The sequence below is a fragment of the Cobetia sp. 2AS genome, assembly GCF_029846355.1.
Classification (GTDB): domain Bacteria; phylum Pseudomonadota; class Gammaproteobacteria; order Pseudomonadales; family Halomonadaceae; genus Cobetia; species Cobetia amphilecti.
In genome coordinates, this window is the sequence record NZ_JARWKQ010000002.1 from 646543 (window position 1) to 668747 (window position 22205).

Below are 22205 nucleotides of genomic sequence, written 5' to 3' on the forward strand. Positions count from 1 at the left end.
ATCGCCGTTCCTCTGATGGGCGACAAGGGTGATGAGCAACATGCGAGTCGCTGGATCGGCAAGACCAGATACCAACAATTACAAGGGGTTGAGCATGAATAAGTCCGTCAGAACCGCTACGACGCTGGCAGCTTGTATCGTTTCCTCGCTGGCACTCACGAACCAGGCTCAGGCGAGTTGCGAGCTGGACGAAACCATCCAGATTGCCGACATGAGCTGGGTTTCCGCCTCGACGATCGCCCACATAGAAGCCAAGATTCTCGAGAATGGTTTTGAGTGCAAAACTCAACTGATTCCGGGCGAGACCGTGACCACGGCCACCACGATGGTGAAGAAAGGACGCCCGCATATCGCGCCTGAGCTTTGGAGCAGCAACGCCAAGGCCCTGCTCGAAGAAGGTGCGGAAAAAGGCACTGCCGTGGTGGCAGGTGATGTCTTTGCAGGTGGCGGAGTGGATGCGTGGTGGGTACCGCGTTATATCGTCGATCAATACCCGGACATCAAGTCAGTCGAGGACATGGCAAGGCATAGCGAACTCTTCGCGGCCAACGGTTCTGACAAGGGGCGTTTTTACAACAGCATCCCGGGCTGGACCACGGAGACACGCAGCACCAACTTGATGCATGCCTATGGTCTGGATGACAAGTACGAGGTGTTTTCGGCTGGCTCCGGTGCGGCACTTGATGCTGCCATTGTCTCGAACTACAAGCGCAAGAAGCCGATATTCTTCTATTACTGGGGTCCTTCCGCCATTCTTGGCAAGTACGACATGGTACAGCTGGACATGGCCCCCTATGACCCAGCAAATGACTCCTGCAATGCAGAGCAGAACTGCAAGAACCCGACGACCAGTGGCTTCCGTACCGCAGCAGTCAATACGTTGGTGGCCAACAACATCAAGGATAATGCGCCCTCGATCTATCAATTCCTGAGCAAGGTCCAGTTCGAGAATGACATGGTCAACACGCTGCTGGCCTGGAATTCAGACAATGACGCAGACCCTGAGCAGACAGCTGAGCATTTCCTGAAGACCCAACAAGCAATCTGGACCGCCTGGGTTCCCGCCGAGGTAGCCGAGAAAGTCATTGCCAAGCTCAAGTAACTGGCATTGACCCGATCGTTCGAATGTCACAAATGAATCATTGCCAACAATAATGACTACCAGGTGATTTCATCATGTTCCCTGACCTGATTGACCCGCGGCATCTACGAGGCACCATTGACGACTTGATAGAACAGTTCGTCATCCATTGGGCGACATTTTTGGAAGAATCGTTCTACCCCATTCTCAAGGCACTCAATTTCTTTGAATCATTGCTGATCAATTGCCCCTGGTGGTTGATTGTCGGCCTTGTCGCTGCAGCGGCTTACGCAAGCTCTCGCAAGATATCACTGACGATCGGCCTGACCGTGGCCATGCTGGGGATCGGCCTGCTCGGCTTATGGGAGGAAGGGATTCGCACACTTGCCTTGATGCTGGTATGTACCTTTGTCGCCATCATCATCGGAATCCCGATGGGAATCCTGATGTCATGGTCTGACCGTTTCAGAGCCATCATGCTGCCCATTCTGGACATCATGCAGACCATGCCGAGTTTCGTGTACCTGATTCCCGCGATCATGCTCTTTGGCCCTGGCAAGATCCCAGCAGTCCTGGCAACGGTCGTCTATGCCGTGCCACCGCTGATTCGCTTGACTGACCTGGGCATCCGTCAGGTCGACAAGGAAATCGTCGAAGCGGTGCAATCCTTCGGCGCCAACCGCATGCAGAAACTGTTCTGGGTACAGGCACCTCTGGCACTCCCCAACATCATGGCCGGCATCAACCAAGCCACCATGATGGCGCTTTCCATGGTGGTCATTGCCTCTATGATCGGGGCCCAGGGACTCGGCTTCCAGGTATTGCAGGGCATTACCCGCCTTGAGGTAGGACGCGGCTTGATGGCGGGTCTTGCCATCGTTCTCCTGGCCATGGTCTTCGACCGCATCACCCAGGCCTCTGGAAAGCGCGCTCAGGCGCACCTGCACACCAACAGCTGATGGGTACGATTATGAGCAACCACTACAAGATCGAGATCAAGAATATCTACAAGATATTCGGTGCCGACCCTGGCACTGCCATGGACAAGATCAAGACCGGTACCTGCAAGAGCGACATCCTGGATCAGACCCGCTGCGTCGTTGGACTCAATGACGTATCACTTGGCATTGAAGCTGGCCATATCCACGTCATCATGGGGTTGTCCGGCTCTGGAAAGTCGACCTTGATCCGTCACTTCAACCGCTTGATCGACCCCACCAGCGGCCAGGTCATCGTCGATGGGCAGGATGTGCTCCAGTTCAACAAGCAGGAACTCGAGCATTATCGTCGCCACAAGATCAGTATGGTTTTTCAGCGTTTCGGGCTTTGCCCGCACCTTACCGTATTGGCGAATGCCGCCTTTGGGTTGAAGATTCAGGGTGTCGAGCGCTCACAGCGTGAGGAAAAGGCTCGCTACTGGCTTGAGCAGGTCGGCCTTTCAGGCGTCGAGGAACACTACCCGCATCAGCTTTCCGGCGGCATGCAGCAGCGCGTCGGCCTGGCACGTGCGCTGGTCAATGACCCGGATATTCTGCTCATGGATGAGGCCTTCAGCGCTCTCGACCCCTTGATCAAGAGCGAGATGCAGGATCAATTGCTGCAGTTGCAGCAGAAACTCAACAAGACCATCGTGTTCATCACGCATGATCTGGATGAAGCCCTCAAGATTGGAGACCGCATTGCCCTGCTCAAGGATGGTGAGCTGATTCAGCAAGGGACTCCGGCACAGATTCTCATGGAACCAGCGGGCGATTACGTCAAATCCTTCATCGGCGGGGTCAATCGCTACAAGGCGATTCGTGTCGGCCACGTGATGCGCAAGGCACAACCGCTGGCCATGGTGAAAGGAGGCGAGAATTTCAGTCAGACGCCACCCGCGGGCCATGGGATGGTGCGCGCGAGCCAATCACTGGAGGAGATCATGCCATTGCTGATGGAAACGGATAGCGATCTTGCGGTCTTCGACGATGATGCCAACCTGACTGGTTACCTCAACAAGAACAAGGTAATGACGGCGCTATATCATTGAGTTTTGATGCGATGTCAATTTGTCAGCTCAATGATATAAATCATCGCTAAACTCGTCACCCCTGGCTGTGCCGCGCAAGCTCCCGGGAATCATCTCGGGGGCTTGCACATTGCAGCGTGACTCGGCCAATAGCATCGCCTATCTCTGCTTATCTATATCCCGGCCTCTTTACCTCGCTGTTCATCCCCGCACTATGCTCTCTCCTGCTCTCCTCACTCGCCCTCCCCACCACCCTGCTCAGTCTCAATATACGCTTCCCGACCTCCAGGTCCTTATTTATATAATTCTGGCCTTATAGCGCTGACTATAAGCATTTCAGACGGCTCGACACTGACGTTTCATGGCCAGGCTAGTTGCCAAGTCATCTGCAATTACGACGCATCGACACCGACGACAATACCCCATCATCGTCGCTCAGATGCTTGTGTTTTTCCTCTCCTTGGATACACATGTCACCAGCAATGCTTATTTATACCTTGCCCCTATATGGTGACGGCCCAGTTGGCGGTACACGGATGCTGGTACTGCCAAGCGCTATTGAAAGAGATTCAAGGCATACCGCCAAATCAGAAGTGACAAACATGAAAAAGCCCTGGAATCCAGGGCTTCAGATGTTCATGTTTCAGCGTGCTCGTATCGGGCGCATGATTCAGCCGCGGAGCGGCTTGTCGTTGGCCTGTTCCAGCAATTTGACGGCCATCAGGTGCGGAGCCTTGCCACCGAATTGGTCGACCGCCTGCCCATACATCTGCTCGACCTGACGACACATCGGCAGCTCAGCCATGACCTGGCCGGCCAACTCCAGTGTCAGGCGCATATCCTTGAGTGCGAGCCCCAACTCGAAAGTCGGATCGTAGTCCCCATTAAGGATACTTGGACCATAACGATCAGCGACGTAACTGCGGCCGGTACTGTTCTGGATGATTGCCAGCATCTTGTCAGCTGGCACTCCGCCCTTGACGCCGAGCATCAACGCCTCGGACAAGGCCACCGAGTGCAGATAGCAGAGTACGACCTGCGCGATCTTTGCGACATAACCCGCGCCAGCCTCGCCCAGATAATCGATGCGCTTGCCAATGGCAGAGAAGATTGGCTGGCATTCATCGAAGGTTGCTTGATCGCCGCCCACCAGCACGGTCAGAGTGCCAGCTGCCGCGCCTTCGGCACCACCGGAAATCGGTGCATCAAGCGTGCGCACCTGCTTCGATGCTGCCATCTCACGTACATCGCGCCAGACATCCAGATTGTTTGTACTCAGCTCGATCCAGATGGCGCCTTCGCGAATGTGCGCAATCAGACCATCCTCAGCACTGGCCACCTGCTTGATGATGGCTGGCGATGGCAAGGAGGTCATTACGACATCGGCCTCGCTGACGGCCGCCTGAATGCTGTCGGCCCAATGCGCACCGGCCTGAACAAGACTCTCGGCCTTGTTGCGATCGACGTCATGGATGTTCAGATCGAAGCCAGCATTGACCAGATTGGCGGCCATCGGCTCACCCATGTTACCCAGACCTATGAAAGCTATTTTCATTCTTGTTCTCCCATATCAGATGGCCGTTCATTTGCTCGAAATTCTGCATCATCCCGCGGGTAGATCAGGCAGGATGACCTTTCATCACTGACGTGGATAAAGCGTCTCAGTATTGCCATCGACACCGATGATCTGTTCCGATACATGCCGTCCGTAGTCCGAACACAGGTAGCAGATCATGTCTGCAATCTCCTGCGGGTCGACATAGCACTGCATTGACACGCCGATACCATAGAGCCTGCGGACTTCCTCAGGTGCGATATCTTCGGCTTCGGCATGCGCCTGGATCACTCGCTCCATGCGCTCTCCGTTGACGTTGCCGGGAACGACACCATTCACCCAGATATTGTCCGGCCCCAGCTCCATCGCCAATGTCTTGGTGAAGCCAGTCACTGCCCACTTCGCCGCGACATAGGGGCTGCGATTGGGGAAGCCGTGGATGCCCGCGGCCGACACCAGATTGATGATCACTCCATGCTTCTGGGCACGAAATGTCGGGACAGCACGACGGGCACAATAGAACTGTGAATCGATGCATACGCCCATGCAGGCGCGCCATTCTTCATTGCTGACATTCTCGACAGGCTTCGTCGGCCCACCAATGCCCGCATTATTGACCAGGATATCGAGGCCACCGGGCAGGAACTCATCGAACATCGCATCCACGGCAGCAGGGTCTGACACATCAGACACGAACGTCGTGATGTCGTCAGGCAAGTTGGAAAGTGCCTCGCCATCTACATCGCAGGTGAATACCCGCGCTCCCAGTGCGTGCATGGCCAGAACCGTGGCGCGTCCCATGCCAGCCCCACCAGCAGTGACGAAGGCACGCTTGCCTTCCAGTAAAATCTGCATGAACCGCTCCTTGCTACCCCATTACAGCGGGCCATCAATACTTGTAGGAAGGATCGATCCGGTCTATCTGGCGCAGCAACGCTGGCCATTCATACTTGCCCGGCACGAAGGCAGCATATTGTTCAGCGGCTTTTTCCCACATTTCCGGCGATGTCTCGGCCAGCGGCAAACCGGTGGCACAGACCTGCAGCATGTTGGCGCAGGCACGTACCAGATAATGCATATTCATGAAGGCCTCACCGGCGGTTTCACCGACGGTCAGGAAACCGTGATTGCGCATGATGAGGCACTTGTTGTTGCCCATGCTTTCGGCAATACGCTGGCTCTCATCGGTATCCACAGAGAGTCCTTCCCAGTCGTGATAGCCAATCTTGCCGTAAAGCATTGAAGAGTCCTGCACCAGGTGCACGACATCACGAATCGCGGTGGCAGCCAGGCCCGCCGGGGCGTGGGAGTGGAACACGAACTTGGCGTTCGGAATGTTCAGGTGAATGCCGCGATGGATGACGAAACCAGCGGTATTTACCTCAGGTGGGCCATCCAGCACGTTACCGTGTTCATCAATCTTGATCAGATTGGAGGCAGTGATCTCGGTATTGTGGAGACCGAAATGGTTCATGAGAAAGTGATGGTCGGTTCCAGGCACGCGCGCCGTGATGTGATTCCATACGATGTCATCGTAGCCGTAGACATTCGCCAGACGGTGCATGGCAGCCAGGTCGACACGAACGTTCCATTCATCTTGCGTAAAGCGAGGCTTGGCCGAGGTGGCCCCTTCAAATTCTGCCATTGCTGCTTCCTCCACTGAATGTCAGGACACATGAACTCCGCATGCCTTCTGCGGTATGAGCAAAAGCTAGCACCATGGTTAATGGTTGACAATCATTTATTAACAAGCACCACCACATTTTTGTCAGCGCATCTCATGGAACCACCAGGACGGCCGAGGGAAGCTGTATTCGAGGTAACTCGGTGTCGTACGACGAGCGGAAAAGAGCATCGTTGCTGCATCAGGTTACGCACAATCAGGACACATGAGGTCTGCTCAAGACACTGACACACGAAGCACATGAGCCATGCCTTAAAACAAGTGTCCCCACGCTGGGGCTCGTCTCTCTGGCACTGCGCCGCTTCATGCAGGCCGCGGGCCTTACGCCCTGAGAGCAGAGAAAGAAGACATGACGTAGACACCAAAAGACGCCGGAGCAGCGAATGCTCCGGCGTCTTTCTGGGTTTCGGGGGCTTTCTTGGTTTTGGGGGCTTTTTTGGCTTCAATCCAAGCAACGAGGCCTTTCCCCGCTTATCCTGCGCCTTTCGATAGTGACGCTGTCGCCCACGGGATGTCGGCCCGGGCAGCGGCCATGCGAAGATAGCGCTCCAGAACGCCCAGGGCGTTACCCCCGCCAGGTTTTGACAGGAGGCATGCGTGTATTCGATTCGTCTGTGGGCCGCACGTCACGCGCGACTGCTGGAGCTCACCTATCAGGCCGTCGAGCCGGTGATCATCAAACTGCAGCCGCTGTGGAAGTCCGTCGGTTACGCACGCGCCGAGAAGCCCGTCGCCAGGCTGGAGCAAGCCTGCAAGGGCTTGCTGTTTGACTGTCAGATGTGTGGCCAGTGCATTCTGAGTTCGACCGGCATGTCCTGCTCAATGAACTGCCCCAAGCACCTGCGCAACGGCCCCTGCGGCGGTGTCATGCAGAATGGCAACTGTGAAGTCGAACCGGACACGCGCTGCGTGTGGGTGGAAGCCTGGGAAGGCAGCCAGCGGATGAAGGACAACGACGCGATCCAGATCATACAGCTACCGGTGGATCATCGCCTGCAGGGCACCTCATCCTGGCTGCGCGTGGCCCGGCAAGCCGCTGAACGCCGAGAGAGCCTGAAATGACCTCCAGACTCACTATCCCGGACAGCTTCCAGCTGCCACCTGCCGAGCGCGACGGCAACGTCGGTCGCCTGGAGAGAGTACTTCGCAGCGGTCAGTTTGCCGTCACCGCCGAGCTGGCGCCGCCCGACTCGGCCGCCCCACAGGAGGTGCATGCGCGCGCGCAATTGTTTGCCGGCCATGTGGATGCCATGAACGCCACCGATGGCTCGGGCGCTAACTGTCATATGTCGAGCGTGGCGATGTGTGCCCTGCTGGCCCGCGAAGGCCATGAGACGGTGATGCAGATCTCGTGTCGTGACAGAAACCGCATCGCCATCCAGGGCGATGTGCTGGGAGCCGCGGCACTGGGCATCCGCAACCTGCTGTGTCTGACCGGGGATGGCGTGCAGGTCGGGGATCACCCCGAGGCCAAGCCGGTGTTCGACCTCGACTCCCTGTCACTGCTGGAAATCGTCGCCGGGCTGCGTGACAAGCACGCCTTTGCCAGCGGCCGAGCACTGACCTCAGCGCCTCAGGTATTTCTGGGCGCAGCCGCCAATCCCTTCGCCCCGCCCTTCGCGTTTCGCCCTCACCGCCTGGCCAAGAAGATTGCCGCCGGCGCCCAGTTCATCCAGACACAGTACTGCTTCGACCTGCAGCGCTTTCAGGACTTCATGCATCGTGCCCGTGATCTGGGCCTGCTGGAGAAATGCTTCATCCTGCCCGGCGTCGGCCCGCTGGCCTCGGCACGCACCGCCGAGTGGATGCGCCGCCATGTTCCCGGCGTGCATATCCCGGATGACGTGCTCAAGCGCTTGGAGGGAGCCCGGGATCAGAAGGCGGAGGGCCGTGATATCTGCATCGAGATGATCCAGCAGCTGCGTGAGATCGAGGGCGTCAGCGGCGTGCATATCATGGCGCATCGTCAGGAAGCCTTCGTGCCCGAGATCATCCAGCGCGCGGGCATTCTGGGGGCGCGTAGGCCATACACGCCGCAAGCCCCGCTGGGCGCTACACCGCCCATTGGCTGATATGTCTCCGGGTCTAATCCATGAATCGATACCCCGCCATGCTCACCAGCTCAACCTGCTCGCAACACGGGTAGTACTGCTCAACCAGCGGTCGCTGCCTCACGCGCTGACGCGCCAACCTCAGGGATGGCCTCAGTGCCAACCCCAGCGCTCGCCTCCAGCGCCCCAACCTCTTCAAGCTTGCCCTTGCCGGTGACGATGGCCTCCAGGTGATCGCAGAAGTCACTCAGCGCATCGCTGACATGGCCCGGCGAGCGATGAAGCTCGATTTCCACATGGCCAAGCGGCGGCAAGCCTTCGTCATCGCCGACGATTCGACAGCCGGAGGGCACGCTGCGCGGTGTCTTGACGGTCAATGCCAGCCCGGCCTTCACCGGCAGATTGATGCCCGTTGGCGACTGGCTTGAGTAACGCACATCCCATTGTCGATCATCCCGCCCCAAGGCGGCGAAGGCATGCGCGCGGAAGATGCAGCCTTCCGGATTGAGCGCGAGCGGCAGTACCTCCCAGTCTGCAAGCGATTGGTCTTCGGCAACCACCCACACCATGCGCTCGCGCCCCAATAGCCGCCCGGTCTGGGTCGGCCCGTGACGCACCACCAGCACGGCGTCCAGCAAGCCTTCCTGAAAATCATGCACCAGCGACGCGCTGATCTTGCAGGTCACCTCCAGGCGCACTTCAGGGTGATCCGCGGCGAAGCGCGACAGCAATTCGGGCAGGTAGGTACTGGCCTGTTCTTCCGACGTGCCCAGCCGGATGAGCTCATTCTTGCGATCGACCCCGAGCACCTGCCGCGCCTCATCCTGCAGCTTGAGAATGTGCCGCGCATAGGGCAGCAACCGCCCTCCCGATGCCGTGAGTTCTACCCGACGGCTGGTGCGGGACAGCAGCGCCCCGCCCATCTGATCCTCCAGCCGCTTGATCTGCAGACTGACGGCAGACTGGGTGCGATGCAGTACCTTGCCGGCGGCGCTGAACCCTTCACATTCGGCCACCGTGACAAAGGCACGAAGCAGGTCGGTATCCATGATCTATGAGCCCTCGCAATGCATTTGATCTTGACCATTCATTTCTATTATCAAAACACGCCCTCTAACCTATTCCTACGTTATTTAGCGATCAGGGAACAGGAGGCCGGGCATGAACGCAATCCAGCAGCAGGACAGTGATACCTCTCTCGATGGGCTGATAGATCTTGAACACTATCCCATCCATCGATTGACAGAAGCGCGGGGTCGCGAACTGATGCGCCAATGTCGCGAACAGCTCACGCAGGATGGCTGCGTCGTGCTGGAGGGCTTCGTGCCGCAGGAGGCGCTGGCACGTCTGGAGCAGGAAACGGAGCGTCTTTCACCGCTGGCGCACTACAACCAGACCGTCACCAACCCCTACAACAGCGACGGTGATGACTCACTGCCTGCATCGCATCCGCGCAATCGCTTCGATGATCGCACCAATGGTTTCGTGGCGGGGGACCGCATCGGCTCGGACACCTTGATTCGCCAGGTCTACTCGCATCCCGATTTCCAGCACTTCATCGCCAGCGTCGTCGGCATGGACGACATTCACCAATATGCCGACCCGCTCGCGGATCTGGTCGTCAACGTGCTGCGCGATGGCTGCCAGCATCCCTGGCACTACGACACCAACGAATTCATCGTCACCATGATGACCCGCAAGTCCGATGCGGGTGGCCGCTTCGAATACGCCGCCGGTATCCGCAGTCCCGAGGGCGAGAACTTCGAGGGCGTCGAGAAGGTGCTCGACGGAGACCGCTCGAACCTGACCGCCATCGATCTGAAGCCGGGCGACCTGCAGATCTTCTTCGGTCGCTACTCCCTGCATCGCGTCACCCCGGTTCGCGGTGAGCGAGAACGCCATACCGTGATCTTCGCTTACGCCAAGGAGCCCGGCTTCATCGGTCGCCCTGAGCGCGCCCAGCGAATCTTCGGCCGCATGGCACCTATCCACGAGCGCCTGCTCAAGGAAGGCATGCAGCGCAGCGACAACCTGGCGGACTGACATGCCCGAGCCCGGCGCGCCCTGTCCTCTACCAGTTCTTGTACCAGCGCTTGTACCAGCGCCTGTGCCAGTTCTTTTTTCCAGCGCCTTTCCTGACCTTTTCACCAGACCGTGAGCCGAGACCAACCATGAGCATCGTCGACTTTGAACGCCTGACCGACAGTGAACCCGCAAGCTTCCCGATCGTGCCGTCCGCGCCAATGGCCAATGGCGACAGCATTCCCACGGCCTTTGACCCTGTGCAGCTGCGCGGCGGTCGTCTGGCTCGCCTGCGCGCCATGATGGCAGAGCAGGGCTACGCCGCCGTGGTGCTGTTTGATCCCAACAATCAGCGCTATGCCACCGGCTCGCGCAACATGTTCGGCTACTTCCTGCGCAACTCCACCCGCTACATCTACGTGCCTCTCGAGGGGCCGGTGATCCTGTTCGAATACCCTGGCAGCGCCCACGTCTCGACCTGGCTTGAAACCATCGATGAGGCGCGCACGTCCAAGGTGGTGTGGTCCGCCGTCAACCAGCGCGACAACCTCTCGAGCGACCCGTTCGGCATCGAGATTGCCCAGCTGGTCGAGGAACATGGTGGCGGCAATCGCAAGGTCGGGCTGGACCGCTGCACCCTGAATCTGGCGCGCTCGCTGGAAGCGCAGGGGCTGGAAGTCTTCGACTGCATGCAGGACACCCTGCATTGCCGCCGCCTCAAGACGCCTGAGGAAATTGCCTGTCTGGCCCAGTCGATGGCCGGAAGCGAGGCCGCGGTTGCCGCCGTGGAAGCCGCCATCAAGCCCGGTGTCACCGAGAATGAGCTGTTCGCCATCATGTACGGCGATGTCATCCGCCAAGGCGGTGAGTTCATCGAGACCCGCCTGCTATCGTCCGGCCCGCGCACCAATCCGTGGTTCAACGAGGCCAGCGACCGCGTGATTCGCCCCGGCGAGCTGGTCGCGCTGGATACCGACACCATCGGCTGCCACGGCTACTACTCCGACTTCTCACGCACCTTCCATGTCGGGCCGGGCCGACCGACCGCCTATCAGCAGAGCCTGTACCAGATGGCGCACGAACAGGTGCACCACAACATGTCGATCCTCAAGCCCGGCATCAGCTATCGCGAGATCGCCGAGAGCGCCTGGAAGATTCCCGAGCGTTTCCTCGACCGCCGTTACCCCTCGATCATCCACGGCGTCGGCATGCATGGCGAGACGCCACTGGTCGCGCACCACATGGACTTTGATCGCTTCTCCAAGGATGGCGTGCTGGAACCCGGCATGGTCGTCTCGGTGGAAAGCTATATCGGCGAAGTCGGTGCTGCCGATGGCGTCAAGCTGGAGGAAGAGGTGCTGATCACCGAGACCGGCATCGAGAAGATCTCGCGCTACCCCTTCGATGAGGCACTGCAGGGGCGTCAATTCTGAGTACTGGTCAACCCAGGCTCACAGCAATCTCAGCTCAAGACAGCGACTTTCTCTGCCACATTCTCTGCGACTGAACACAAGGCTGAAAACTGACCGATGGATACCCTGACTCACCTGATTGGTGGTGACGCCGTGACTGGCGAACGCACCCTGGATGTGCTCAATCCGGCCACCGCGCAAGCCGTGCGCCGTCTGCCACTGGCCGATGCCGCCATCGTGCAACGCGCGATAGAGACCGCCAGGGATGCCCTGCCCGCCTGGCGCGCCATGCCGCCCGCCAAGCGCGCTCAGGTCATGTATCGCTTCAAGACATTGCTGGAACGGGATGCTCAGGAAATCTGCGCCCTGATCAGTGAAGAGCACGGCAAGGTGCTCGACGATGCCATGGGCGAACTCAAGCGCGGCATCGAGAACGTCGAATATGCCTGCGGCGTGCCGGAGCTGCTCAAGGGCGAGTATTCCCACAATGCCGGGCCGAGCATCGACACCTGGTCCAACCATCAACCGCTGGGCATCGTGGCCGGTGTCACGCCGTTCAACTTCCCGGCCATGGTGCCGCTCTGGATGTTCCCGATGGCGCTGGCCTGCGGCAATGCCTTCATCCTCAAACCGTCGGAGCAGAGTCCGTCGGCGGCCAACAAGATGGCCCACCTGCTGCAAGAAGCCGGACTGCCCGCAGGGCTCTTCAGCGTGGTGCATGGTGATCGTGAAGCCGTCGAGGCGCTGATCGCGGCCCCGGAGGTCAAGGCGATGAGCTTCGTCGGCTCGACACCCGTGGCGCGGAGCCTCTACGAGGGTGGCACCCGTCAGGGCAAGCGGATCCAGGCGCTGGGGGGCGCCAAGAATCACGCCGTGGTATTGCCGGACGCCGATCTCGACAATGCCGCCAGCACCTTGATCGGGGCCGCCTTCGGCAGCGCAGGCGAGCGTTGCATGGCCATCTCGGTGGCCGTCTGCGTGGGGGATGAGACCGCGGATGCCCTGATCGAACGTCTCGCGCCTCAGGCCCGCGCCATGAGCATCGGCCCGGGCACCGAACCCGGTCACGACATGGGCGCCCTGATCAATGCCTCGCAGCGCGACAAGGTCGCCGGCTATATCGAGGCAGGCGCCAGCGCTGGCGCCCAGCTGATCGTGGATGGCCGCACTCACCCGCTGGTCGAGAGCTCGCCCGGCTTCTTCATGGGTGCCACGCTGTTCGATCGTGTCACGCCGGACATGAGCATCTATCGTGACGAGATCTTCGGCCCGGTACTCTGTGTGGTGCGCGTGGCAAGCTTCGAAGACGCCATCGCGCTGATCAATGACCACCAGTACGGCAACGGCACCTGCCTCTTCACCCGCGATGGCGAGGCAGGACGCCGCTTCGCCGACCAGATCGAGGTCGGCATGGTAGGCATCAACGTGCCCTTGCCGGTACCGGTGGCCTTCCACAGCTTCGGCGGCTGGAAGGACTCGCTGTTCGGTGACCTGCACGCCTATGGCCCTGACGCCGTGCGCTTCTATACCCGGCGCAAGAGCGTGTCCCAGCGCTGGCCTGAGCGCAGTGCACAGGAAGCCGCCCAGTTCAGCTTCCCGTCCTGAGCCGTATTGCCGGCAACGTAAACAAGACCGCAAACAAGACGCCCGCGCCAGAATTCTGGCGCGGGCGTCTTGTTATTCGACAGGCTTAATTGCTCAACATCAATCGCTCAGCGATAGCCCAGCATCAGGTCACGCACCAGCGGCGTATCGGCGTCGCGGTGTGTCGGCAGCTCGAAACGGGCCTTGGCGATCGCGGTGCGCGACAGCTCGGCATGTATCAGCATCTCGCGGTCTTCCGCCTGGGCCAGTGTTTCCCCGCGCGGGCCAAGAATTCGCGACCCGCCCCAGAAGTGACTGCCGCCTTCCGGCCCGAAGCGATTGGCCATGATGACCGGCGTGCCGTAGGTCATGGCGTAGAACTGGAGGTTGATCGCCCAGTTCTGCTCGTTGGAGAAATCATCGCTGACGATGCCCGAGGCCGAATTGATCGGCGCACACAGCACGGTGGGACGCGCGAGCATGGCGGCGTGCACCAGGCCCGGATTCCACAGGTCCGCGCAGATCAGTGAGGTGGCTGACCAGCCTTCGCGCACATCGTTCTGGGTCAGGTCGCTGCCGTGGGTGAACAGCTTGCCCTCCTCCAGCCCGCCATAGGTCGGCAGGTTCAGCTTGCGATGCACGGCCTGCAGCGCGCCGTGCTGCAGAATCGCCAGCGCGTTATAGTACTCCCCCGGACTGGCCTCCTCGACAAAGCCCACCACCAGCTGCATGTCGCCCGCGGCACGCGCGAGCATCAGCAAGCGCGGGTCATGCGGCGGAAAGGCCAGATCAATGACCCGACTGCCCATGCCATAGCCCGTCAGCGACAGCTCCGGGAAGACCAGCAGGTCCAGATCGACATCCCGCGCCTGATGGATGATGTCGAGATGACGTTCCAGATTGGCCTCAATATCGCCGAGGGTGGCGTTGATCTGGGCCGCGCCAACGCGCAGGTGATCTTGATGGTGCATGGGCAAGTCTCGGTAATGAAAAGAGAAGGCAACGAACAGCAGAAGCCAGGGTCAGGGTCAGGGTCAGGGTCAGGTAGAAAACCAAGGGAAAGGCCAGGGCCAAGGCCAGAAAGCAGGCCAATGAGAATCAAGCGCCGCGCAGAATGTCAGCCGCGGCCGCCAGATTCAAGCTGGAGCGCCCAGAAGCGCCAGCAGTTCGGAGACCGGGCGTGACTCCAGGTCCAGCACGACATCCCGCAACCTGGCCGCGCGGTCTCCCAGCACCGGCTCCGCCAGGGCCTGATATTTGGCCAGCACCTGAGCATCCGTCAGCGGCTTGTCCGGATTGCCCAATGCCTCATGGTCTGCGCTTTCCAGCACCTCACCACTTTTCAGCACGATTCGCGCACGGGCCCAGCGCTCGGCGGGGAAACGGGCATTGAATGCGGCATCCTCCTCGATCACCACCTTGCTCGCCAGCGCCTTGAGCCCGTCATCGTCAAGGGCATCGCAGACGCCCTCCACATCCACGCTGCCCCGCCCCAGGGCACAGGCGACCGACCACGGCAGGCTGTATTGCGCCTGCTCCGTGGTATCAGGATGCGTGACATGCAGCCGCTTGCCCTCATGGAAGGTGATGACCTCGATACGCGTGATGTCGTCAGGCTCAGACACGGCATCTGCCAATGACAGTACCGCCTCCACTGCCGGCTGCGCCCAGCGACACACCGGATAGGCCTTGAAGTACTGCTCGAACAGATAATGGCGCTGGCCGAGGTCCTGCCACAGCGCAGCGACCTCCGGCGACGTGACCGTCAATGCCGGCGCTCCGGTGAAGCCATCTTCCGCCAGCAGCGCCGCCGAGATGCCGGTCATCGCGCCCCAGCCGGAGCCATCCTTGAGCATGGTGGGATGATCGATGCAGCGCATCATCTGGCTACGCGGCCCGTAGAACTCGGCGATGCCCAGCGCGTGGTGCAACATCTCACGATCAAAGCCGCGCAGGCGCGCAGTCACTGCGGCCACGCCCAGCGCATTCCAGGCCCCCGACGTATGGTAATCGGGACTCTGGGCATGCAAGGCGATGCCCGCGCGCGTGGCGACCTCATAGCCATAGGCCAGCAGCGCCAGAAACGCATGACCGCTGAGTTGCCGGGTTTCCGGGAGCGCCAGCAGACCGGGCAACAAGGCTACCCCCGCATGCCCCTTGGTCAGCACCTGGCCATCGTGGGCATCCAGCGCATCGATCAACCAGCCACCCTGCAGGGCGACACCACTGGAAGAGGCCGTGCCGCTGGCAAACAACAACGGCAAGTCGCCGCCGTGCTGACGCGTGACGTAGCGAGCCGCCTTGGCCGCCAGGGGAGTCCGCGTCGCACCTGCCGCGACGCCCAGCAGATCCAGCAGGCAGCGCTTGGCCTGGTGCAGCTGCTCTGCGCTGAGACGGGTGTCATCATATTCATGGATCAGGGACAGCGGCGCAGGTGCCAGGCCATCCTCGGCAGCTCCATGAGAGGTGGGCAAAGCATGAGAGGTGGGCAAAGCTTGAGGCAGGCAATCCGGAGCAGACATGGGACTTCTCCAATTTGGCAGACACGGAAATGACCAACGGGATGGGGACAGTTGCGAGCGAGGCAGACGCGGCCGCCAGAGACGACAAGACCGCCCGCAGGCGGCCTTGTCGTGCTGGCATGGCCCCTGAGCCTCGCTGTCAGAGGATCAGGCGTACCTGAAGGTCACTTGAGGCCGTGTTCCTTCAGGAAGTCCTCGGCGACCTGCTCGATGCTCTTCTTCTCGACATCGACCTGGGCGTTCAGGCTTGCCATGGTGTCGTCATTGAGCTCGGCAGACAGCGCATTCATCTGCGACTCGAGTTCCGGGTTGGCCTTGAGCGACTCCTCACGCACCACCGGTGTCAGGGCGTAGGCCGGGAAGTAGCCCTTGTCGTCCTCGAGCACCGTGAAATCAAACGCCGGGATGCGGCCATCGGTGGCGAACACCAGGCCGACATCGACCTGACCATCACGCAGTGCCTGGTAGACCAGACCGGAATCCATGCGCTTGACGTCGGCGCGCCCGACACGGAAGTCATAGGCTTTCTGCAGCGGACGCCAGCCATCATCACGCGCGTAGAATTCGGCGTTCAGCGCGAAGGACAGCCCCTTGTCGTCATTGACCGCCTGTGAGAGGTCGGACAGTGAGGCGATACCGCGCTCCTGGGCGTCCGCCTCACGCATCGCCAGTGCGTAGGTATTGTTTGCCGCAGACGGCTGCAGCCACACCAGGCCCTTCTCGGCGTCCAGCTCCTTGACGCGGGCATAGGTGTCTTCCGGGCTCAGGCGCTCACTGACATCGTTGTAGTTGATCAGTGAGGTGCCGGTGTACTCCCAATAGAGATCGATCTGGCCGTTTTCCTGCGCCTGACGCAGAACGGCGGAGCCCATGCCGGAGCGCTCTTCCACCTCATAGCCCAGGCCTTCCAGGTACTGCCCAGTCATGCTGGCGAGGATCTGTTGTTCGGTGAAGTTCTTGCCACCCACCACAATCTCGTCAGCCTGCGCCGTGGAAAGTGAAGCGGCCAGTGCCGCGCCGGTCAGCAGAGTCGTCAAGGTCTTCATGGTGTTCTCCTATCCTGTGAAATTTCGGTCCAGCCGGTTGTTGTTGTTCAGGTCGTGCAGTCTGTCACCACGCGCCGAGCGGGTCGGCGCGTGGGTCTTCATTCATGCTCGCGCCGGGTTGACGCCTCGCGGCACCACGAGGAAGGCCACGAAGGCCACCAGCACATCCACCCCGATCGCCAGCAGCGCCGTGGGGATGGCACCGGACAGCATCATGATGGGGTCATAGAGGTCGATCCCGGTAAAGATCAGCTCCCCCAGTCCACCGGCGCCGATCAGGAAGGCCAGCGGTACCGTGCCGACATTGATCGCCAGGGCGGTACGAATCCCGGCGAACATCACATACAGCGCATTGGGCAACTCGACCCGCACCAGACGCTGGAGGGGCGACATGCCGATCCCGGCCGCCGCTTCCTTCAAGGCCGGTGACACGCCCTTGAGCCCCGTGTAGGTATTGCGGGTGATGGGCAGCAGAGTCGCGACGAAGAGCCCAAAGACCGCCGGCACGGTGCCGATGCCCAGAAAGCCCATCGACAGGGCCAGCACCGCCAGCGTCGGGATGGTGGTGCCCACGTTGAGCACCTGCATGGCGGATTCGGCGTAGCGCGTCATGCTCGGTCGCGACAGGATGATGCCCAGCGGAACCGCGACCAGGATCGCCAGCCCGCCGGACAGCGCCGTCAACCAGAGGTGCTGTACCGTCAGAAACTGAATATCGGGGATATAGAAGAGGAACTCTTCGATCACACCGCTCGACTGGCTCCAGACCCCGGCCATGAAGATCGCGACCACGGCCACCAGCCGCAGCAAGCCCGTGAATTTCAGTGTCGGCATGGGCTTACTCCTTGTGCAGCGCGGTCGCGGACATCTCACCCTGCTGGCCAGAAGCCCCGCCACCCGCATGCGCCCGATAGCGCGAACCCAGATGATGGGTGATGGCGCGCTGGGTGATCTGGCCGACGATACGCCCCTCGTCATCGACGCACGGCATCCAGGTCATGTCATTGGCGAACATCAGCGAGGCCACCTTGCGCAGGTCATCCTCCAGGCTGACCACGACGGGCACGCTCTGGAAGTGATCACGGCAATGGCCCTTGGAGGTGCGAGCGATGGCGGCACTGATGATGCCAACCGGCTGACGCTTGTCGTTCACCATCACGATGCTGTTCTGGTAGCCGTAGGCCTCGATGCGCTCGAGCGCCGTGGTCAGGGTGTCATCCGGCGTGACCATGCCGATGTCTTCACTGGCCAGGTCGCGCACCTTGACCAGATTGAGGCGCTTCAGAGCGCGGTCTTCTCCCAGGAAGGATTCGACGAACTCGTTCTTCGGCGCGGCCAGCAACTCATCGGGCGGTGAATACTGCACCAGCTTGCCGCCGCGGAAGATGGCGATGCGATCGCCCATCTTGATCGCCTCATCGATATCGTGGCTGACGAACATGATCGTTTTCTTGAGATCCTGCTGCATCTTGAGGAACTCATCCTGGATCACCGCGCGATTGATGGGATCGATGGCCCCGAAAGGTTCATCCATCAGCATCACGGGCGGGTCCGCCGCCAGGGCACGCGCAACGCCGATGCGCTGCTGCTGGCCACCGGACAACTCGCTCGGATAGCGCTTGAGGAAGGCATCGGGCTCAAGCGCGATCATGCGCATCAGCTCGCGGGCACGCTCGCGATAGCGCGTCTTGTCCCAGCCCAGCAGCCGGGGCACCACGGTGATGTTCTCCTCGATGGTCATGTTCGGGAACAGACCGATCTGCTGGATCACGTAGCCGATGTTGCGGCGCAGCTCCTGGGTATCGAGATTGGTGGTATCTTCCCCGTTGATCAGCACTCGCCCCGAGGTCGGGCGAATGATGCGGTTGATCATCTTGAGGCTGGTGGTCTTGCCGCAGCCGGAGGGGCCGAGCAGGATGCAGATCTCACCGCTCGGGACCTTCATGCTGATATTGTCAGCCGCCGTCACGGCGCCCTTCGGGGTATCGAAGACTTTTGTCAGGTTGTCGAGTTCGATCATGAAGCGTTCCTTGTCGTGTTGGCAGAATGGCGCGCGAATGACGCCTCAGGCGGCGGCCGCTGTGGTGCGGTCCATGCCCTTGGGCGTCAGGCGCTTCTGCAGCGCCAACAATGCATAGTCGACGAGGATGGCCAGCACGCTGACCGCCACCGCCCCGACAATCAATTGCCGAGGATCAGACTGGGAAATCCCTCGACTGATGAAGGTGCCAAGCCCTCCGGCACCGATATAGGCCGCAATCGCCATCACCCCGATATTCAGCACCACGGCGGTGCGTACACCGGCCATGATGATCGGCACGGCCAACGGAATCTCCACCATCCACAGACGCTGATTCTGGCTCATGCCCACCCCTCTGGCGGCTTCGCGCAGCGCCGGATCGACATTGTTGATCGCGGTATAGGTGTTGCGGATGATCGGCAACTGCGAATACAGCAGCACGGCGATCACGGCCGGCAGATAGCCGATGCCCTGCCCGATCAACGACAGGATCGGAATCATGATGCCGAACAGCGCGATGGAAGGGATCGTCACGATGATCGAGGCGATATACAGCACGGTCTTGGCGGCTCGCTCGTTCTTGGTGATCGCGATACCGATGGGCACGCCCGTCAGGGTGGCGATTCCCACCGCCACCCCGACCAGCGAGATGTGCTCAAGCGTGCGTGTGGTCAAGAGCTCCAGATTGTCCAGAGCATACTGGATCAGTTCCAAGCGGGATCTCCTTGCTTTTATTGTGTTCTGCACAGACTCCACACCGCGGCGCACTCCGAAAGATCAGAGTCGTCAGGCACGACGGAAGCCGGTCGGTGCGGGAATCTGCTTAGCTTAGCAAAGCGAGATAGCAGTTATTTATCGATTTGAATGAGCATGCAAAATGCTAGTTATCAAGAACGGTGATCCTCCTTGCGCCACGCGCGCCCGAGAGCACGACTGACTCACTGACGACAGGTATCACCGTTTCGCTCTGCAGGTTTGGGGCCAATTCGCCACCGCTATCCGCCTTGTCCGCGACGATGGTAACAAAAAAGACAAAACAATTTATAAATCATCTATTTAGCATATATGGGCAGGCCCTGCGCACAGCGAAACGACGCACGACATCCCACTGAGGGCACGCTGGAGAGTATGCCAGGGAGAGCTGATGGCAGTGAGCGTCGGCAATGCGAGCCGCAGTGAAACTTGGGGCTCGCCATTTCAGCCACATACCGCTAGCCCCTTAAACATTAATGATATAGATTATCATTCAAATTATCGTAAGATATTTCGCCATCTGCGTCGCCACCCGGGGGATACCGTCACCATGCGCAATATCTTGAATACGGCACCACTTCATCGATGGTGCTTGGCATTGTCTCTGGCATCAGCACTGGCCATTCCTCAACTCTCGCAGGCGGCTTCCCGCATTGCCGTGCTGGACCCCGGCCATGCAGAGATCATCGTCGCGCTCGGCGCAGAGGAACAACTCGTTCTGGTACCGCAGGACCCCACTCTCGCCCGGGGATTGCAGGGAGTGGAGCGCTTTCATCGTCAGCCCTCCATCGAGGGGCTGCTCGCCCATGATCCCGACCTGCTGATTGGCGGCAATCCCCAGCGGGACGCCAATGTCATGGAGCAGGCAGAACGACTGAGCATCCCCCACGTGATGCTGGAACGCACCCTGCCCGCCGTCGAACGAGTGGAAAGGCTCGCAGCGCTGATCGGGCAACCAGAGCGTGGCCAGGCCTTGGTCACGCGTATCCAAGCCGACTATGCCAGCGCCGAGGCGTTGAGCGAGACGGGTGGCACGCCACGCCTGCTGCATATCTCCAGCGCCGGAGCCGGTACCAGCGGCACCGTCACGGGAGCAGGCGCCGCCACCTCTGCCGATGCCCTGATCCGACGTGCTGGCGCCATCAATGTCGGTGCCGAGGCCGGACTTGACCGCTATCAGACCCTCAGTGCCGAAGGGGTGATGGCCATGGCGCCCGACGCCGTACTGGTGTCGGAGCTCGAGCTAGCGGCGCTCGGTGGCAAGCAAGGCGTCTGGACCAAGGTCCCGGGGCTTGCGCACACACCGGCGGCCCGTGAGCAGCGCCTGATCGTGTTGGATCATGCCGCCATCAAATTCGATGGGGCCAGCAGCGGCCTTGCCACCCATTCTCTCGCCGAGGCGCTGTACGCCCCATGACGGATCTCACCTCAGGACTGGCCTTGCGGCGACCTGCTCTCACCCAACGCCTCTATCAGGGGCTGGCACTCGCGGCACTGGCGGGGCTGGGCATCAGCCTCACGACAGGCGTGGTATCCCTGCCGCTCAATGAGGTGCTGTCTGCTCTGGCCGCCCCCTGGGCTGACGACGCCAACCACGCGCTTGCTCACGCCGTGCTGTGGGAGCTTCGTCTGCCGCGCGCCCTGATGGCCTTGCTGATCGGTGCCGCTCTGGCCGTGGCCGGCGCCGCCATGCAGGGGCTCTTCGGCAATCCATTGGCTGACCCGGGCATCGTCGGCGTCAGCAGCGGTGCCTCTCTCGGGGCCGTGATGATCATCGTGTTGCGCATCGACACTCTGGGCGCCTGGACGCTACCCGTCGGTGCCTTCTGCAGTGGCTTCGTCACCGCCTGGTTGATCTACCTGCTGGCGAAGCCCGCCAGCAACGGCGGTGACAATTCGCGCCTGCTGTTGATCGGGATCGCCATCAATGCCGTTGCCGGCGCATTGACCGGCTACCTCACCTATCTGGCCAGTGTCGAGCAGCTGGAAAGCCTTATGTTCTGGTCAATGGGATCATTGGCGCGTGTCTCCTGGCTGCCGGTCATGACCATCGCACCACTCACGCTGCTGGGTCTGCTGCTGTTGCGACGTCAGGCCGTGCCACTGGACCTGCTCGCCCTCGGCGAACGCCAGGCCCGCCATGCCGGTGTCGATGTCAAACGTCTGCGACTCAAGCTCATTACCCTGACCGCGTTGCTGACAGCCGCCGCCGTCGCCTTCACCGGAACCATCGGCTTCATCGGGCTGGTCGTTCCGCACCTCATGCGCACCCTGATTGGCCCCGGCCACCGCCATCTCTTGCCCTTGAGCGCTCTGGGCGGCGGAATTCTCTTGCTGCTGGCCGACCTGGGGGCCCGCAGCCTGGACCCGCCCAACGAGATTCCCATCGGAATTCTGACCGCCACGCTCGGTGGGCCCTTCTTCCTGTGGCTGGTCGCCAGACGACGCGGCCCGGAGGCGAGCTGAC

At 60.6% G+C, this 22205-nt stretch carries 20 protein-coding genes; 10 read left to right on the forward strand and 10 right to left on the reverse strand.

Translation table 11 applies throughout. The annotated features are described in order from the left end of the window. Positions 1-94: 94 nt before the first annotated feature. From QD356_RS07835 to QD356_RS07845, 3 genes are all read left to right on the forward strand, one after another. Entirely contained in the window at positions 95-1102 is a 1008-nt protein-coding gene (locus tag QD356_RS07835) for an ABC transporter substrate-binding protein (RefSeq protein ID WP_192837753.1), read from the forward strand. A gap of 74 nt (positions 1103-1176) precedes the next feature. After that, positions 1177-2040, forward strand: a complete 864-nt coding sequence (locus QD356_RS07840; protein ID WP_192837752.1) for a proline/glycine betaine ABC transporter permease — start codon at positions 1177-1179, stop codon at positions 2038-2040. Continuing rightward, positions 2040-3110, forward strand: coding sequence for a betaine/proline/choline family ABC transporter ATP-binding protein (locus tag QD356_RS07845; RefSeq protein WP_225996334.1), 1071 nt, complete (start codon positions 2040-2042; stop codon positions 3108-3110). The genes QD356_RS07840 and QD356_RS07845 overlap by 1 nt, the downstream gene beginning before the upstream one ends. Positions 3111-3759: 649 nt before the next feature. On the opposite strand, the gene QD356_RS07850 is transcribed toward QD356_RS07845, so the two are convergent. The 3 genes from QD356_RS07850 to QD356_RS07860 form a co-directional block, all read right to left on the reverse strand. After that, positions 3760-4644: an NAD(P)-dependent oxidoreductase gene (locus tag QD356_RS07850; protein ID WP_192837751.1), complete on the reverse strand. Its 885-nt coding sequence runs from the start codon at positions 4642-4644 to the stop codon at positions 3760-3762. 84 nt (positions 4645-4728) lie between these two features. Then, complete coding sequence (locus QD356_RS07855) at positions 4729-5499, reverse strand: SDR family oxidoreductase (protein WP_192837750.1); 771 nt, start codon at positions 5497-5499, stop codon at positions 4729-4731. 34 nt (positions 5500-5533) lie between these two features. After that, complete coding sequence (locus tag QD356_RS07860; RefSeq protein ID WP_192837749.1) at positions 5534-6289, reverse strand: class II aldolase/adducin family protein; 756 nt, start codon at positions 6287-6289, stop codon at positions 5534-5536. Between the two features lie 636 nt (positions 6290-6925). Between QD356_RS07860 and QD356_RS07865 the strand changes: the two genes are divergently transcribed. Beyond that, positions 6926-7390 (forward strand): methylenetetrahydrofolate reductase C-terminal domain-containing protein, encoded by a 465-nt coding sequence (locus QD356_RS07865; protein WP_192837748.1) that lies wholly within the window; start codon positions 6926-6928, stop codon positions 7388-7390. Beyond that, positions 7387-8400, forward strand: coding sequence for a methylenetetrahydrofolate reductase (locus QD356_RS07870; RefSeq protein ID WP_192837747.1), 1014 nt, complete (start codon positions 7387-7389; stop codon positions 8398-8400). The genes QD356_RS07865 and QD356_RS07870 overlap by 4 nt, the downstream gene beginning before the upstream one ends. 80 nt (positions 8401-8480) lie before the next feature. On the opposite strand, the gene QD356_RS07875 is transcribed toward QD356_RS07870, so the two are convergent. After that, a complete protein-coding gene (locus QD356_RS07875) occupies positions 8481-9428 on the reverse strand; it encodes a LysR family transcriptional regulator (RefSeq protein WP_192837746.1) in 948 nt (315 codons plus the stop codon). Positions 9429-9540: 112 nt separating this feature from the next. Here QD356_RS07875 and QD356_RS07880 point away from each other — a divergent pair, with 112 nt between their 5' ends. The 3 genes from QD356_RS07880 (at position 9541) to QD356_RS07890 (ending at position 13418) form a co-directional block, all read left to right on the forward strand. Continuing rightward, positions 9541-10422 carry a phytanoyl-CoA dioxygenase family protein gene (locus QD356_RS07880; RefSeq protein WP_192837745.1) on the forward strand — a complete coding sequence of 294 codons (882 nt, stop codon included), beginning with the start codon at positions 9541-9543 and terminating at the stop codon, positions 10420-10422. 128 nt (positions 10423-10550) lie between these two features. Continuing rightward, positions 10551-11834 (forward strand): Xaa-Pro peptidase family protein, encoded by a 1284-nt coding sequence (locus QD356_RS07885; protein WP_192837744.1) that lies wholly within the window; start codon positions 10551-10553, stop codon positions 11832-11834. A 96-nt stretch (positions 11835-11930) separates the two neighbouring features. After that, on the forward strand, positions 11931-13418 hold the full coding sequence (locus QD356_RS07890; RefSeq protein WP_192837743.1) for a CoA-acylating methylmalonate-semialdehyde dehydrogenase: 1488 nt from the start codon (positions 11931-11933) through the stop codon (positions 13416-13418). A 107-nt stretch (positions 13419-13525) separates the two neighbouring features. On the opposite strand, the gene QD356_RS07895 is transcribed toward QD356_RS07890, so the two are convergent. From QD356_RS07895 to QD356_RS07920, 6 genes are all read right to left on the reverse strand, one after another. Next, positions 13526-14368, reverse strand: a complete 843-nt coding sequence (locus tag QD356_RS07895; RefSeq protein ID WP_131432377.1) for a nitrilase-related carbon-nitrogen hydrolase — start codon at positions 14366-14368, stop codon at positions 13526-13528. A 165-nt stretch (positions 14369-14533) separates the two neighbouring features. Further along, positions 14534-15919 (reverse strand): MmgE/PrpD family protein, encoded by a 1386-nt coding sequence (locus tag QD356_RS07900; RefSeq protein ID WP_192837742.1) that lies wholly within the window; start codon positions 15917-15919, stop codon positions 14534-14536. A 164-nt stretch (positions 15920-16083) separates the two neighbouring features. After that, positions 16084-16965: a glycine betaine ABC transporter substrate-binding protein gene (locus QD356_RS07905; protein ID WP_192837741.1), complete on the reverse strand. Its 882-nt coding sequence runs from the start codon at positions 16963-16965 to the stop codon at positions 16084-16086. A 102-nt stretch (positions 16966-17067) separates the two neighbouring features. Beyond that, positions 17068-17799 carry an ABC transporter permease gene (locus QD356_RS07910; protein ID WP_192837740.1) on the reverse strand — a complete coding sequence of 244 codons (732 nt, stop codon included), beginning with the start codon at positions 17797-17799 and terminating at the stop codon, positions 17068-17070. 4 nt (positions 17800-17803) lie between these two features. Then, complete coding sequence (locus QD356_RS07915) at positions 17804-18985, reverse strand: ABC transporter ATP-binding protein (protein WP_192837739.1); 1182 nt, start codon at positions 18983-18985, stop codon at positions 17804-17806. Positions 18986-19030: 45 nt separating this feature from the next. Then, entirely contained in the window at positions 19031-19699 is a 669-nt protein-coding gene (locus QD356_RS07920) for an ABC transporter permease (protein WP_176677398.1), read from the reverse strand. 637 nt (positions 19700-20336) lie between these two features. Here QD356_RS07920 and QD356_RS07925 point away from each other — a divergent pair. Both QD356_RS07925 and QD356_RS07930 read left to right on the forward strand, forming a co-directional pair. After that, positions 20337-21155: an ABC transporter substrate-binding protein gene (locus QD356_RS07925; protein ID WP_192837738.1), complete on the forward strand. Its 819-nt coding sequence runs from the start codon at positions 20337-20339 to the stop codon at positions 21153-21155. 23 nt (positions 21156-21178) lie between these two features. Beyond that, positions 21179-22204, forward strand: a complete 1026-nt coding sequence (locus QD356_RS07930) for an iron ABC transporter permease (RefSeq protein WP_225996333.1) — start codon at positions 21179-21181, stop codon at positions 22202-22204. Position 22205 lies beyond the last annotated feature (1 nt).

Bases quoted from the DNA above. Each gene is read 5' to 3' on its own strand.
- QD356_RS07875 (WP_192837746.1), bottom strand. From the start codon at position 9,428: ATGGATACCGACCTGCTTCGTGCCTTTGTCACGGTGGCCGAATGTGAA.
- QD356_RS07885 (WP_192837744.1), top strand. From the start codon at position 10,551: ATGAGCATCGTCGACTTTGAACGCCTGACCGACAGTGAACCCGCAAGC.
- QD356_RS07835 (WP_192837753.1), top strand. From the start codon at position 95: ATGAATAAGTCCGTCAGAACCGCTACGACGCTGGCAGCTTGTATCGTT.
- QD356_RS07855 (WP_192837750.1), bottom strand. From the start codon at position 5,499: ATGCAGATTTTACTGGAAGGCAAGCGTGCCTTCGTCACTGCTGGTGGG.
- QD356_RS07840 (WP_192837752.1), top strand. From the start codon at position 1,177: ATGTTCCCTGACCTGATTGACCCGCGGCATCTACGAGGCACCATTGAC.
- QD356_RS07915 (WP_192837739.1), bottom strand. From the start codon at position 18,985: ATGATCGAACTCGACAACCTGACAAAAGTCTTCGATACCCCGAAGGGC.
- QD356_RS07900 (WP_192837742.1), bottom strand. From the start codon at position 15,919: ATGTCTGCTCCGGATTGCCTGCCTCAAGCTTTGCCCACCTCTCATGCT.
- QD356_RS07905 (WP_192837741.1), bottom strand. From the start codon at position 16,965: ATGAAGACCTTGACGACTCTGCTGACCGGCGCGGCACTGGCCGCTTCA.
- QD356_RS07890 (WP_192837743.1), top strand. From the start codon at position 11,931: ATGGATACCCTGACTCACCTGATTGGTGGTGACGCCGTGACTGGCGAA.
- QD356_RS07870 (WP_192837747.1), top strand. From the start codon at position 7,387: ATGACCTCCAGACTCACTATCCCGGACAGCTTCCAGCTGCCACCTGCC.
- QD356_RS07910 (WP_192837740.1), bottom strand. From the start codon at position 17,799: ATGCCGACACTGAAATTCACGGGCTTGCTGCGGCTGGTGGCCGTGGTC.
- QD356_RS07850 (WP_192837751.1), bottom strand. From the start codon at position 4,644: ATGAAAATAGCTTTCATAGGTCTGGGTAACATGGGTGAGCCGATGGCC.
- QD356_RS07845 (WP_225996334.1), top strand. From the start codon at position 2,040: ATGGGTACGATTATGAGCAACCACTACAAGATCGAGATCAAGAATATC.
- QD356_RS07880 (WP_192837745.1), top strand. From the start codon at position 9,541: ATGAACGCAATCCAGCAGCAGGACAGTGATACCTCTCTCGATGGGCTG.
- QD356_RS07860 (WP_192837749.1), bottom strand. From the start codon at position 6,289: ATGGCAGAATTTGAAGGGGCCACCTCGGCCAAGCCTCGCTTTACGCAA.
- QD356_RS07895 (WP_131432377.1), bottom strand. From the start codon at position 14,368: ATGCACCATCAAGATCACCTGCGCGTTGGCGCGGCCCAGATCAACGCC.